The organism is Achromobacter sp. GbtcB20 (genome assembly GCF_019091095.1).
GTDB classification, from domain to species: domain Bacteria; phylum Pseudomonadota; class Gammaproteobacteria; order Burkholderiales; family Burkholderiaceae_B; genus Achromobacter; species Achromobacter mucicolens.
Window position 1 is genome coordinate 1 of sequence record NZ_JAGXJZ010000005.1, and the last position, 13,752, is coordinate 13,752.

A 13,752-nucleotide genomic window follows, 5' to 3' on the forward strand; every position below is an offset into this window, starting at 1 on the left:
AAGATGACGAGGGGGAAGTCCGGAGCGAAGGCTCCGGACCGCAATCGTGGGCGATCGTGCCCACGGTGACCGCGGCGCCGGGCGACCTACGAAGATCTGCAACACCGAGCTACGAAGATCTGCAACACCGACCTACGAAGCCGTGCAGCACCGACCTACAAAGCCCGGCATCACCGGCCTACGAAGCCCTGCAGCACCAACCTACGAAGCCCAAGGCACCAACCTGCAAAGCCCAAAGCACAAAAGAAAAGTCGGCCACCCAGGCCGCCTCACACTCATCCAGCACATCAAATTCAAAGCCTTCAACCGCCCTGAATCTTCTTCACCAACGCCGTCGTAGACCTCTCGAACTCAAAGGGAATCGCAACCGCACGCCCCCCCCAAGTCTTCACCAACGCCGTCTCCGGCAACGTCTCCATGTCGTAATCGCCACCCTTGACGATCAGATCCGGCCTCAGCTCCCCGATCAACGCCTCAGGCGTATCCTCGGAAAACGACGTCACCGCCGACACAAACCCCAACGCCGCCAGCAACGCCGCCCGATCTTCCATGCGATTGAGCGGGCGCTCCGCCCCCTTGCCAAGCCGCCGCACCGATTCATCGGTATTCACGGCGACAATCAGCGTCGCGCCCAGCTGCGCCGCCTGGTCCAGATACGTCGCGTGCCCCCGATGCAGGATGTCGAACACCCCGTTCGTGAACACCAGCGGCCGCGGAAAGCGGCCAGCGGCGACGGCGGCGACGAGTTCGTCGCGGGACAGGACCTTGGATTCGAAACGGGCGGCAGGCATGCGGCGATTATAGGAGGGATCAGCTGCCCGCCAGGATGATCTCTTTGTCCTTCGGAACGATCAGCGCCGTCATTTCCTTGCGGTAGCGGTTCAGATCCTTCACCGTCTCGAAGCTGCGATCCATCAGCTTGGACAGGATGTGCAGGATGCGGCTGGCCACCTTCTGTTCCCACACGCCGTCAAAGCGAATCTGCGTGTCCAGCCAGTGTTCCAGCCAGCCTGGCTCCGGCAGGCGCGACTGCACCGTGTCGTTCGGGAACAGATCCTTGTTCACGTGCAGATTCGTCGGATGCAGCGCCTGCTGCGTGCGTCCCGCCGAAGCCATCAGCACCCCGATCTTCGAGAACGCCAGACGGGCTTGCTCGCTCGTTTCCTGCCCGCGGTCGTGCAGCGCACGGCGCATGTATTGCAGGTAGGCGCCCGCGTGACGGGCCTCGTCCTGCGCCACCGTCTTGTAGATCGCCTTGATGACCGGCTCCGTATGCCAGTCGGCCGCGCGGCGGTACCAGTGGTTCAGGCGGATCTCGCCGCAGAAATGCAGCATCAGCGTTTCGAGTTCCGGCGCCTGATCGAATTCAAAGCGCACGTTGTGCAGCTCTTCTTCGGTGGGCACCAGATCCGGCCGGAAGCGGCGCAGATATTCGATCAGCACCAGGGAATGCTTCTGTTCTTCAAAGAACCAGACCGACATGAACGCGCAGAAATCACTGTCGCCGCGGTTGTCGCGCAGGAACATCTCGGTGGCCGGCAGCGCCGCCCACTCCGTGATGGCGTTCATCTTGATCGTGTGGGCCTGCTCGTCCGAGAGCTTGCTGCGGTCGAAATCGCCCCAGGGAATATCGTGCGCCATGTTCCAGCGCACGGCTTCCATGGTCTTGAAGAGTTCAGGATAAAGCATGTTCTGCCCTTGTATTCGTCCCGCTAGTGGGGCTATGAAAATTGATGAATGGCGCGCGCGTTCTTATAGGCGTCGGCGCTGCATGCCACCTCTCGCAGCGCTATTTTTCGCCGTCTCCCGCGAAGCTATGATGACCGTCTCATGAATGAAACATGACAGTAAGGTCTAGATCATCGCGCCGCCTATCGGGTCAGCGCCCATATCGCGACCCCCACCGCCAGCGCCAGTACGCCAACCAGCGCTGCAACCAGCCGGTTGTTCTGCTCTTGTGCGCGACGTAGCTGCATCATCTCGGCCAGCATCGCCGGCGAGACATTGGGGCGGCTCAGATGGTCATGGACCAGCCTGGGCAGGGCGGGCAGCATCTGCGACCACTGCGCTGCCTCTTTTTCCAGGCTTTGCCGCAGGCCCTTGAATCCGACACGCTGGCGCATCCAGCGTTCCAGATAGGGCTTGGCGGTCTTCCAGAGATCGAGGTTGGGGTCGAGCTGACGCCCCAGTCCCTCGACGTTCAGCAGGGTCTTCTGCAACAGGACCAGCTGCGGCTGGATCTCGACGTTGAAACGGCGCGAGGTCTGGAAGAGCCGCAGCAGCACCTGCCCCAGCGAGATCTCCGACAACGGCCGGTCAAAATAGGGTTCGCAGACGGCGCGCACCGCGCCTTCCAGTTCTTCCTCGCGCGTATCCGGCGGCACCCAGCCCGATTCGATATGCAGTTGCGCCACCCGGCGATAGTCGCGGTGAAAGAACGCCAGGAAATTCTGCGCCAGGTAATTCTTGTCGAACTCGGACAGCGAGCCCACGATGCCGAAGTCCAGCGCGATGTAGCTGCCCAGCGTGTCCGGGCGGTCCGACACGTAGATGTTGCCCGGGTGCATGTCGGCGTGGAAAAAGCCGTCGGTAAAGACTTGCGTGAAGAAGATCTCGACGCCCGTGCGCGCCAGCGTCGGAATGTCGATGCCGGCCTCGCGCATGCGCTCGACCTGGCCCACCGGCATGCCGTACATGCGCTGCATCGTGAACACGGTGGAAGCCGTGTATTCCCAGATCACCTCGGGCACGATCAGCATGTCGCCACGCCCCGATTCCGGACCGAAGTTGCGCCGCAGCTGGCTGCAATTGGAGGCCTCGCGCACCAGGTCCAGCTCGTCGTGCAGGTACTTGTCGAATTCGGCCACGACCTCGCGCGGCTTCAGGCGGCGGCCGTCCGGGCCCAGGCGCTCGATGATGCGCGCCACCACCTTCAGCAGCGACATGTCTTTTTCGATGATGCTGAGCATGCCCGGACGCAGCACCTTCACGGCGACTTCACGGCCGTCGTGCAGCACCGCGAAGTGCACCTGCGCGATCGACGCCGACGCCACCGGGTCCACATCGAACTGCGCGAACAGCTTTTCGGGCGGCGCGCCCAGCGCCGCCTCGATGCAGGCCGCTGCCTGCGCCGACGGGAACGGCGGCACGCGGTCCTGCAGCAGCGCCAGTTCGTTGGCGATGTCGGCGGGGATCAGGTCTCGGCGGGTGGACAGCACCTGCCCGAACTTCACGAAGATCGGGCCCAGCGATTCCAGGGCAAGTCGCAGCCGTTGCCCGCGCGGCGAACGCGGGCGCGTGCCCAGGCGCATGACGCGCAGCAGGCAGGTGGCCAGCGGATGATTCAGGCTGGACAGCACCAGCTCATCCAGGCCGTAGCGCAGGGAGACAACGATGATGCGAAACAGGCGCAGCAAGGGGAACATGGATCAGGCGCCCCGCTTTGCGCCGGCCGTGGCCAGGCGGGTTTGCAGCGCAGCCGCGGAACGCGCCAGCGCGTCGGCGCGGGTATTCAGGTCGGCCAGGTCCAGGCGCCATTGCTCCAGGGCCGGACGGCCCGCCAGCACACCGCTTTCCTCGGACAGGTATTCGGATACGTTTTCGGCCAGGCGCTTGCCCGCCGTGCGCGCGCCATCCGACACGGCGCGCGCGCCGCCCACGATGCGCAGCGCGGCGATGTCGCCCACCACGCGGGCCAACGCGTCCTCCGGATCCCAGCGCAACTGCTTGGACAAATCGGCAACCACCTGGGCCAGCGCCGCGTCGCCTGAAATATGCGTGGCCTCGGCAAAATCCGGCTTCTCGTGCCCGGCGCCCAGGCGCGGCAGCGGCAGCTTCTCGGGCGACACCGTCAGCGTCACGTCGGGCACCACGGCCGGATCAGCCTGATCGGCCAGCCCTTCGCTATCGATGGACAGGCCCAGCGTGAAGCCGCCCATGGCAAACCGGACGGTCTTGCCGGCATGCCGAGCCAGGCGTTCGCGCGCCCAGTCCTCGCGCCGCAGCAAGGCATTGAGGGCGCTGATGGCCAGACGCTTCGGTGTGGGCAGGAACGAAAAAGGCAGCATGGCGGTTGCAAGAACCCTGAGAGGGCTTGCCGAAGTTGATGGGTAAATCGGGAGTGTAACGGGTTAGATGGGAGCCTGTTTTGCGTAGGCACATTGAAAAACCGGCCCTCTGGGGGCCGGTTCGGGCGGACGCCTTGCGGCGCCCGCGGCAGATGGCCGGTTGCGAGCCGGACCGCCAGGTTTAGCTGGCGTGTTCCACCGGGATCTGCTGGATGCCGGCCAGCAACCAGCCGCCATTGGCCGGCTTGAACAGGTTCCAGACTTCTTCGAAGCGGAACGCTTCGGTGCCCGGCGCCTCGCGCAGCATGCCCGAGAAGCGCACGCTGGCCAGGTGGCCGTCGGAGACGGTCTCGATGCCCAGCATCTCGGCGTTCAGCAGGACCACTTCGGTCTTGTTGGGCGCCGCGCCGCGCTCGGCCAGCTGGGGCTTGAGCTCGGTGATCAGGTCATCGGTCAGGAATTCGCGCAGACCGTCGGTGCTGCCGCTGTCCCAGACCGCCTGGATGCGAACGAACTGTTCCTTGGCTTGCTTCAGGAAGTTCGGCGTGTCGAAATCGCCCGGCACGAACCAGTTGTTGTCGTCGCCCGCCTTGGGCAGGACAGCCGGCGGCTCGACCGGCGCGGCGGCCACCGGAGCGGCAGGCGCGGCGGCGCCCGGCTTCAGCGATTCACGCCACATGGGCTGCTGTTGCTGGCCCGAGGCGTTGTTGGCCCCGCCGAACGCACCTTGCGTGGCAGTGCGCGGACCGGCGCCGCGCAGACGGCGGATGATGAACATGACGGCGAAGACCACGGCGGCGATCAACAGCGCGGACGACAGGAACTCCAGGAAAGCGCCGGACAGGCCCATGCTGGAGAGCAGCGCGGCGATACCGAGGCCGGCGGCGATGCCGGCGATGGGACCCAGCCAACGCGAGGCGCCGCTCTTGGCGGCGGCGCCTGCCGCGCCAGCCGTGGCCGCGCCGGCAGCTGCCGGTGCGGCGGTGGCGCCCGCGGTGTTGTTGGTGGCAGCCGGCGGCGTGGTGGCCTGGCGCTGCGTCGTGACGTTGGAAGACTGGCGGCCGACACTGGCGCCGCCGCCTGCGCGGCGAGCTTCGGCGTCAAACGACGCCGTCACCAGCGCCGCGCCCGAAACGGCGATGAGCGCCGCGGCGACAAAGCGCGAAAGACTGAATTTAGACATGAGTTTGCTCCCTCGTACTCGCGCCCCCGCTGCCCCGAGCAACGGGAGGGCCCCGCAATGCGCGGGGCCATCTGCGCGACTTTTCTTACAGTAATCTGAATGGCGTAAGAATAACGGACAAGCTGCCGCCCCACAAGTTCCCCGCGGGGTGGCGAAATCCGCCGTGGTCGCCGGGCGTCAGCCCAGGCGCACGCCTTCGTGCAACGCGGCGATGCCCGCCGTCAGGTTGAAGTACTGCACCCGCTCCAGGCCGGCGGTGCGCAGCATGGCGGCCAGGGTTTCCTGGTCCGGGTGCATGCGGATCGATTCGGCCAGGTAACGATAGCTGGCCTCGTCCTTGGCGATCTTCTTGCCCAGCCACGGCAGCACGTTGAAGGAATACCAGTCGTAGGCCGGGGACAGGGGCTTGGCGATGCGCGAGAACTCCAGCACGAGCAGCTTGCCGCCCGGCTTGAGCACGCGGGTCATTTCGGCCAGCGCGCGGTCCTTGTGGGTCATGTTGCGCAGGCCGAAGGCCACGCTGACGCGGTCGAAGTAACCGGTGGGGAACGGCAGGCGCTCGGCGTCGCACACGGCGGCGGGCACCAGCAGGCCGGCGTCGGTCAGCCGGTCGCGGCCCACGCGCAGCATGGAATCATTGATGTCGGTCAGCCAGACCTCGCCCGTGGGGCCGGCGCGCTTGGCGAACGCGCGCGCCAGGTCGCCCGTGCCGCCGGCAATGTCCAGCACCTTCATGCCGGGGCGGATGGCCGCGCGGCCGATCGTGAACGCCTTCCAGACGCGGTGCAGGCCCGCCGACATGAAATCGTTCATGACGTCGTAGCGCTGGGCGACCGAATGGAACACTTCGGCAACCTTGCGGGCCTTTTCGCTTTCGGGGACCGATTGGAAGCCGAAGTGCGTGGAGGTCGAGCCGGCGCCGGCGGATTGTTGCGATTCGGAGGGGTTTTGCATGGTGTATTCCCGATATATCGTTCAATGGTAGCCTATCGGGCGCGCGCCTGCGGCGGGCGAGCCCGCCAGATGGCGCGCCGCGGTCACATACCTGAAATATTGCGGCCATACTATCGCAATGTTCGCGCCGCGCCGGCGCTCCGAAGTGTGCCCAATTCGATATGTCCAGCACCATCCTCGTCGTCGAAGACGAACCCGCCATCCAGGAATTGATCGCCGTCAACCTGTCCTTCGCCGGCCACAAGGTGCTGCGCGCCTTCGACGCCGACCAGGCCCAGACGCTGATCCGTGCCGAGCTTCCCGACCTGATCCTGCTGGACTGGATGCTGCCCGGCACCTCTGGCCTGGCCATGGCCCGCAAGCTGCGCAACGACGAGCGCACCCGCGCCGTCCCGGTCATCATGCTGACCGCCAAGGGCTCCGAGCAGGACAAGGTCGACGGCCTGGAAGCCGGCGCCGACGACTACATCACCAAGCCCTTCTCGCCCAAGGAGCTGATGGCCCGCATCAAGGCCGTGCTGCGCCGCCGCGCGCCCCAGCTCACGGACGACGTCATCGACGTCGGCGGCCTGAAGCTGGATCCGGTGACGCATCGCCTGTCGGGCAACAGCCAGTCCCTGCAGATCGGCCCCACCGAATTCCGCCTGCTCCACTTCTTCATGACGCACCCCGAGCGCGTGTTCTCCCGTTCGCAGCTCCTGGACCAGGTGTGGGGCGACCACGTCTTTGTCGAAGAGCGCACGGTCGACGTGCACATCCGCCGCCTGCGCAAGGCCCTGGAACCCAGCGGCCATGACGCGCACGTCGAAACGGTCCGCGGCAGCGGCTATCGGTTTACGGCACAGCTCCCGACGCGGTAAAACGTGCGCACGATGATCTGGCTGCGCACCCTTATTCTGGTCGTCCTGTGGGCGGCATTTGCCTTGTTGGCGCAATGGCTCATTGGAGACCCCGCGGGCTGGATCGTGTTTTCGGTGTCGCTGTGTGCCATGCTGCTCTGGCGCAGCTGGCGCCTGTCGCTGGTGTCCAAATGGGCCAATCACCCGGATTCCGCCCCGCCGGCCTCCGTGGGCCCGTGGGACGATATTCTTGCCCCGCTCTATCGTTACACCCGCGCCCGCGCGCGCGAGCTGGCTGAAACCCGCGACACCATGCAAGGGATGCTGGCGGCTGCCCAGGCCCTGCCCGACGGCGCCGTCACACTGAACGAGGATTTCCAGATCGACTGGTGCAACCGCATGGCGCGCCAGCATCTGGGCCTGCGCCTGCCGGCCGACCGCGGCCACAATCTGCTGAACCTGCTGCGGGCCCCGGAATTCGTGGAATACGCGCATCGTCCGTCCTGGCCCGAGCCCATTCTGGTGCGGCTGGGCCAGCAAGGCCAGGAACGGCTGATGATGATGCAGCTCACTGCATACGCGAGCAACCAGCGCCTGCTCATCACCCGCGACGTGACCCAGATCGAACGCCTGGAAACGACGCGCCGCGACTTCGTCGCCAACGTGTCGCACGAATTGCGCACGCCGCTGACGGTGCTGGCGGGTTTTCTGGAAACGCTGCGCGACATGCCCGACGAGGCGCTGCCCAAAGAGCAGCGCGAACAATACATCGACATGATGTACGAGCAGGCCCACCGCATGCAGGCCATCGTTGAAGACCTGCTGACGCTGTCCACATTGGAATCGTCGCCGGGCAGCGATCCGCGCGCCGTCAACATGGGCGCACTGCTGCAAAAGGCGCGCCAGCAGATCGAGGCGCTGTCGGGCGGCCGTCATCAACTGGTCTGGCACATCGACGAAACCCTGGACGTGCTGGGCGCCGAAAACGAACTGACCTCGGCGCTTTCCAACCTGCTGACCAACGCCGTGCGCTACACGCCGGACGGCGGCACCATCACCGTCCGCTGGGAACGCGACCCCGAAGGCGGCGCATGCTACAGCGTGCAGGACACCGGCATCGGCATCCCGGCGCGCCACCTGCCGCGCCTGACCGAACGTTTTTACCGCGTGGACAGGGGCCGCTCGCGCGCCGTCGGCGGCACCGGGCTGGGGTTGGCGATCACCAAGCACATCGCCATGCGGCACGACGCCGAACTGCTCATCACCAGCGAACCCGGCAAGGGCAGCGTCTTCTCGCTGCGCTTTCCCGCCGACCGCATCGCCATCGCCGAAACGGCATGATTCCGCCCGCCTGCCCGCCTGACGGCGGCGCGCGGGTGGTAAATTTTTGGCCATGCGCATCCTGGTCATCGAAGACGAACCCAAACTGGCCGACTACCTGAAGAAGGGACTGTCGGAGCAAAGCCACGTCGTGGACGTGGCGCGCGACGGCGTAGACGGCCTCCACCTCGCGCTTGAAGGCGCGTACGACCTCATCGTGCTGGACGTGATGCTGCCCGGCGTGGATGGATTCGAGATCCTGGCCTCGGTGCGCGCGCAAAAAGACACCCCCATCCTGATGCTGACCGCTCGCGATGCGGTGGAAGACCGGGTCCGCGGCCTGGAAGGCGGCGCCGACGACTACCTGGTCAAACCCTTTGCGTTCTCGGAACTCTTGGCGCGGGTGCACGCGCTGCTGCGCCGCGGCCGCTCGCAGGAGCCCACGCTGCTGCGCCTGGCGGACCTGGAGCTGGATCTGGCGCGCCGGCGCGCCCAGCGCGGCGGCCAGCGGCTGGACCTGACCGCCAAGGAATTCAGCCTGCTGGCGCTTCTGCTGCGCCGCCAGGGGCAGGTGCTGTCGCGCACCACCCTGGCCGAACAGGTCTGGGACATGAACTTCGACAGCGACACCAACGTCATCGACGTCGCGGTGCGGCGCCTGCGCGGCAAGCTGGACGATCCCTACGCCACGAAACTGCTGCACACCGTGCGCGGCATGGGATACGTGCTGGAATCGCGCCCTGCTGACGGCCACGCCGGATGAGCCGCCCCCGCGTGCGCTCCATGCAGGCGCGGCTGACGCTGCTGCTGGGCGCCATCGCGCTGTTTGTTTCCAGCGTGGCGGGCGCCACCCTTTTCTGGGCGCTCAAGCGCGAAGTCGAGCGCCAGGAGATCACCGAAGTCAGCGGCAAGCTCGAGCTCATCGACCACTTGATCGACATGCAGAACAGCGCGAGCGGCCTGCACGACCTGGCGGCCACCTTCGATCAGATGCGCGCGGGCCAGGGGCAGCTTGGCATCTGGATCGTGGACGCGCAGGGCCAGGCCGTCTATGGCGGCGCCGCGCCCGAAACGCTGGAAACCACGGATGGCCGGCAGGTCCTCTTGCAGACGCCGGATGGCGGGCGCATGCGGGGCCTGCGCGTTGCCATGAACGATCGCATCCTGCCCGGCGCGCAGCTGACCGTCGCGGTCAGCACGCGCACCAGCGCGCAATTCCTCTATGCCTACGGCACGGCGCTGGCGCTGATCTGCGCGTTGTGGGTTGGCGCGACGGTCGTCCTGGCCGCGTGGGCCGTGCGGCGCAGCATGGCGCCCGCGCGGCGGCTGTCCGGGCAGGCCGCGGCCATCCAGCCCGACAACCTGGCGCGCCGCCTGCCGCTGCAAGACACCGACCGCGAGCTGCATGAACTGGTGCGGTCCTTCAACCGCACACTGGACCGGCTGCAGGCCGCCTACCAGCAGATGGAGGGCTTTAACGCCGATGTGGCGCACGAACTGCGCACGCCGCTGGCGACCCTCATCAATGGCACGCAGGTCATGCTGTCGTCGCCGCGCGATGCGGCCGAGTTGCGCGACGCGCTGGAATCCAACCTGGAAGAACTGGAAGACCTGAAGACGCTGGTCAACGACATGCTGTTCCTGGCGCGGGCCGACCGCGGCGAGCGCGCCGCCGACCTGGCGCCGGTGTCGCTGGCCGCCGAAGCCCGGCGGGTGGCCGAATACTACGAGGCCACGCTGGAAGAACACGCCGTGCGCCTGCGCTGCGTGGGCGACGCCACTGTGGCCGCCAACCGGGGGCTGGCGCGCCGCGCGCTGGCCAACCTGATCTCCAACGCCATCAAGGCGACGCCCCCGGGCGGCGAGATCGTGCTGACGTGCACCCCCACCGCGCGCGGGGCGCGGGTCACGGTCCACAACCCCGGCACGCCAATCCCGCCCGCGGACCTGCCCCGGATCTTCGACCGCTTTTTCCGCTCCGGCCAGACGCGCGCGCCACGCAGCGAAGGTCACGGCCTGGGCCTGGCCATCGTCCGCGCCATTGCGCGCATGCATGGTGGCGACGTGGATGCGGCGTCCGGCGCCGCCGGCACCGTGGTCGGCATCACCTTCAACAACCCGGGGCCGGCCGCGAACATTACAAAAACGTAATCTGCGCGACAGGATCGGGTCACCCCGGTCTTCCTACAGTGTCATCACGCCCATTCCCATTGCAAGGATTCCCGTGAAAGGCACCCAGTTACGCACTTGCGCCGCCGCATTGGCGCTGATGATGTCCGGCGCCGCGTTCGCCGCAGGCGACCATGCGCACGGCGGCCACGCGCCGTCCGCGGCGGCCGCGCCCATCGGCGCGCCGGGCGATCCCGCCCGCGTCACGCGCACCATTGACGTCGACATGACCAACGCCATGCGCTTCACGCCCGCCAGCATCGATGTCAAGGCCGGCGAAACCGTGCGGCTGAACGTGCGCAATGCCGGGAAGATCCGGCACGAACTCGTGCTGGGCACCGACGCCGACCTGAAGGCGCATTACGCCATGATGATGAAGGACCCCGGCATGCGTCACGATGAACCCAACGCGGTGTCGCTGGACGCGGGCAAAAGCGGCCAGATCGTCTGGCGCTTCGGCAAGGCCGGCACGGTGGCCTTCGGCTGCCTGGAGCCAGGCCATTACGGCGCCGGCATGAAGGGCGCCGTCTCGGTGCTGTGACATGACAGCGCACACGCTCACGACCCGCCGCCGCTTCGTGCAGGGCCTGGCCGCCGGCGGCGCGCTCGCCGCCCTGGGCGGCTGGCGCCAGGCATCGGCCCAGTCCGGCGCAGCAGCGGCCGCCGAACTGCGCGGCACCGAGTTTCACCTGGAGATCGGCGAGACGCCCGTCAACTTCACGGGCGCCGCGCGCGTGGCCACCACGGTCAACGGCCGCCTGCCCGCGCCGCTGCTGCGCTGGCGCGAGGGCGATACGGTGACGCTGCACGTCACCAACCGGCTGCGCGAGCAGACCTCCATCCATTGGCACGGCATCCTGCTGCCCACCGGCATGGATGGCGTGCCCGGCCTGAGCTTTGCCGGCATCGACCCCGGCCAGACGTTCACTTACCGTTTCGACGTGCGCCAAAGCGGCACCTACTGGTATCACAGCCACTCGGGATTCCAGGAACAGACGGGCCTGTACGGCGCCATCGTCATCGACCCGCGCCACCGCGATCCCATCGCCTCCGACCGCGACTACACGGTGCTGCTGTCGGACTGGACGGACGAAGACCCGATGCGCGTGTTCGACAAGCTGAAGGTGATGCCGGATTACTACAACCGCATCCAGCCCAGCATGCAAAGCCTGGCAGACAACGCCGGAGACAAGGGATGGCGCGCGGCGCTTGCTGACCGGCTGATGTGGGAACGCATGCGCATGAATCCGACGGATCTGGCCGACGTGTCCGGCGCAACCTACACCTACCTCACCAACGGCGCCACGCCCGCGGCCAACTGGACGGGCCTTTTCAAGCCGGGCGAGCGGGTGCGGCTGCGGTTCATCAACGGCTCGGCCATGACGTACTTCGACGTCCGGATCCCGGGCCTGACGATGACCGTCGTGGCCGCCGACGGCCAGGATGTCCGGCCCGTGGATGTCGAGGAATTTCGCATTGGCGTCGCTGAAACGTATGACGTGATCGTCACGCCCGCGCAGGACCGCGCCTACACGATCTTCTCGCAAGCCATGGATAGATCGGGCTATGCGCGCGCCACGCTGGCGCCCCGCGCCGGCATGCAGGCAAGCGTGCCCGAGATGGACCGTGTGCAGGTGCTGGGCATGATGGACATGGGCATGGCCCACGACGTGAGCGGGTCGCAGCCGATGCCGGCCGGACACGCCGGGCACGGCGCGGGCGCGGACCAGGGCGGCATGGTCGAGGTCAGGCACCCCTATCCTGCCGAGCGCGGCGTGGGCAATTCCATGCTGCCTGACGTGGTGTCGACGCGCCTGGACGATCCCGGCCCCGGACTGCGCGACAACGGCCGCCGCGTGCTGACGTATGCCGACTTGCGGTCGGTGCGGGAGCCCGACGACAACCGCGCGCCCTCGCGCGAGATCGAGCTGCACCTGACGGGCAACATGGAGCGCTACATGTGGTCGTTCAACGGCGTGAAGTTCTCGGACGCGCGGCCCATCGTGCTGCGCCACGGCGAGCGCGTGCGCTTCGTGCTGGTCAACGACACGATGATGACGCATCCCATCCATCTGCACGGCCTGTGGAGCGACCTGGAATCCCCGGACGGCGCGTTCCAGGTCCGCAAGCACACGATCTCGTTGAACCCGGCGCAGCGCATCAGCTATCGCGTCAGCGCCGACACGCGTGGGAACTGGGCCTACCACTGCCATCTGCTGTATCACATGGAGGCCGGCATGTTCAGGGCGGTCGTGGTGGAGTAAACGATGAAGCCGATCAGTTTCCAGAAACACGCGCCGGCCCTTTGCGCCATCGCCCTCGCGCTGGCGCCCCCCTTGGCCGCGGCGCAAGCGGCGCAAATGGATCATGCCGGCATGACCGGGATGGACCACGGCTCGATGGACCACGGCCAGGCGCCATCACCGGAAAGCCCGGAAAACCACCAGGGAATGGACCACGCAGAGGCGAACCATGACGCGCCCACCGCAGACGCCCCGCCCATCGGCAGCCTGCCTGCAAGCGATGGCGAAGGCCCGCGCGGCTACGACAGCTACGGCATCCATCCGCACATGATGGACAACGCGCCCACGTGGCAGGTGCTGTTCGACAAATTCGGCGCATCGCGCAATCGCAACGGGCAGAACGCGCTCGAATGGGATGGCCGCTTCTGGTTCGGCACCGCCACGGACCGCCTGCTCGTCAAGAGCGAGGGCGAGCGCGAAAGCGGCGGCGGGTCGGACGGCAAGGTCGAGGCCTTCTGGAGCCACGCCATCTCGCCCTTCTGGGATCTGCAACTGGGTGCGCGCCGGGACGTCGGCGCAGGCCCCAAGCGCAACTGGGCCGCGGTCGGCGTCGAGGGCTTGCTGCCCTACAACATCGAACTGACGGCCACCGCCTATGCAGGCCCGTCAGGCCGCAGCGCCCTGGCACTGAAGGCCGAATACGATCTGCTGCTGACCCAGCGCCTGATATTCACGCCCGAACTGCAAGCCAGCGTCTACGGCAAGAACGACCCGCAACGCGGCATCGGTTCCGGTCTGTCGCAGGGATCCCTGTCCCTGCGCCTGCGTTACGAGGTCACGCGCGAATTCGCCCCCTACGTTGGCGTATCCTTTGAACGGAAGTTCGGCCAGACGGCGAGCTATGCCTCGGACGCCGGCGAAAGCCGATCGCAGGCAGCCGTCATCGCGGGCGTGCGGTTCTGGTTCTGACCGGCCCT

The 13,752-nt window shown here is 66.9% G+C and carries 13 protein-coding genes; 7 read left to right on the forward strand and 6 right to left on the reverse strand.

The window, feature by feature from the left end:
• Positions 1–302 precede the first annotated feature (302 nt).
• The 6 genes from KVT32_RS09070 to ubiE all read right to left on the reverse strand — a co-directional run bounded on the left by KVT32_RS09070 (position 303) and on the right by ubiE (position 6,204).
• The gene (locus KVT32_RS09070) at positions 303–791 is read right to left on the reverse strand and encodes an adenylyltransferase/cytidyltransferase family protein (RefSeq protein WP_128827068.1); all 489 of its coding nucleotides are present in this window, start codon (positions 789–791) and stop codon (positions 303–305) included.
• A 19-nt stretch (positions 792–810) separates the two neighbouring features.
• Entirely contained in the window at positions 811–1,689 is an 879-nt protein-coding gene (locus KVT32_RS09075; protein WP_056327535.1) for a ferritin-like domain-containing protein, read from the reverse strand.
• Between the two features lie 182 nt (positions 1,690–1,871).
• A complete protein-coding gene (gene ubiB, locus KVT32_RS09080; protein ID WP_056327537.1) occupies positions 1,872–3,425 on the reverse strand; it encodes a ubiquinone biosynthesis regulatory protein kinase UbiB in 1,554 nt (517 codons plus the stop codon).
• Between the two features lie 3 nt (positions 3,426–3,428).
• Positions 3,429–4,067, reverse strand: a complete 639-nt coding sequence (locus tag KVT32_RS09085) for an SCP2 domain-containing protein (RefSeq protein WP_056327539.1) — start codon at positions 4,065–4,067, stop codon at positions 3,429–3,431.
• A gap of 181 nt (positions 4,068–4,248) precedes the next feature.
• Positions 4,249–5,250, reverse strand: coding sequence for a Tim44 domain-containing protein (locus KVT32_RS09090; RefSeq protein ID WP_152383276.1), 1,002 nt, complete (start codon positions 5,248–5,250; stop codon positions 4,249–4,251).
• 177 nt (positions 5,251–5,427) lie between these two features.
• Positions 5,428–6,204 carry a bifunctional demethylmenaquinone methyltransferase/2-methoxy-6-polyprenyl-1,4-benzoquinol methylase UbiE gene (ubiE, locus tag KVT32_RS09095; protein ID WP_152383275.1) on the reverse strand — a complete coding sequence of 259 codons (777 nt, stop codon included), beginning with the start codon at positions 6,202–6,204 and terminating at the stop codon, positions 5,428–5,430.
• Positions 6,205–6,365: 161 nt separating this feature from the next.
• Between ubiE and phoB the strand changes: the two genes are divergently transcribed.
• From phoB to KVT32_RS09130, 7 genes are all read left to right on the forward strand, one after another.
• The gene (gene phoB / locus KVT32_RS09100; protein WP_006227196.1) at positions 6,366–7,064 is read left to right on the forward strand and encodes a phosphate regulon transcriptional regulator PhoB; all 699 of its coding nucleotides are present in this window, start codon (positions 6,366–6,368) and stop codon (positions 7,062–7,064) included.
• A 12-nt stretch (positions 7,065–7,076) separates the two neighbouring features.
• The gene (gene phoR, locus KVT32_RS09105) at positions 7,077–8,384 is read left to right on the forward strand and encodes a phosphate regulon sensor histidine kinase PhoR (RefSeq protein ID WP_152385409.1); all 1,308 of its coding nucleotides are present in this window, start codon (positions 7,077–7,079) and stop codon (positions 8,382–8,384) included.
• A gap of 52 nt (positions 8,385–8,436) precedes the next feature.
• Positions 8,437–9,126, forward strand: coding sequence for a heavy metal response regulator transcription factor (locus tag KVT32_RS09110; protein ID WP_152383274.1), 690 nt, complete (start codon positions 8,437–8,439; stop codon positions 9,124–9,126).
• Positions 9,123–10,514 carry a heavy metal sensor histidine kinase gene (locus KVT32_RS09115; RefSeq protein ID WP_152383273.1) on the forward strand — a complete coding sequence of 464 codons (1,392 nt, stop codon included), beginning with the start codon at positions 9,123–9,125 and terminating at the stop codon, positions 10,512–10,514. The genes KVT32_RS09110 and KVT32_RS09115 overlap by 4 nt, the downstream gene beginning before the upstream one ends.
• 73 nt (positions 10,515–10,587) lie before the next feature.
• The gene (locus KVT32_RS09120) at positions 10,588–11,073 is read left to right on the forward strand and encodes a plastocyanin/azurin family copper-binding protein (protein WP_371825575.1); all 486 of its coding nucleotides are present in this window, start codon (positions 10,588–10,590) and stop codon (positions 11,071–11,073) included.
• A gap of 1 nt (position 11,074) precedes the next feature.
• The gene (locus KVT32_RS09125; protein ID WP_152383272.1) at positions 11,075–12,796 is read left to right on the forward strand and encodes a copper resistance system multicopper oxidase; all 1,722 of its coding nucleotides are present in this window, start codon (positions 11,075–11,077) and stop codon (positions 12,794–12,796) included.
• Between the two features lie 3 nt (positions 12,797–12,799).
• Positions 12,800–13,744 carry a copper resistance protein B gene (locus tag KVT32_RS09130; protein WP_152383271.1) on the forward strand — a complete coding sequence of 315 codons (945 nt, stop codon included), beginning with the start codon at positions 12,800–12,802 and terminating at the stop codon, positions 13,742–13,744.
• Positions 13,745–13,752 lie beyond the last annotated feature (8 nt).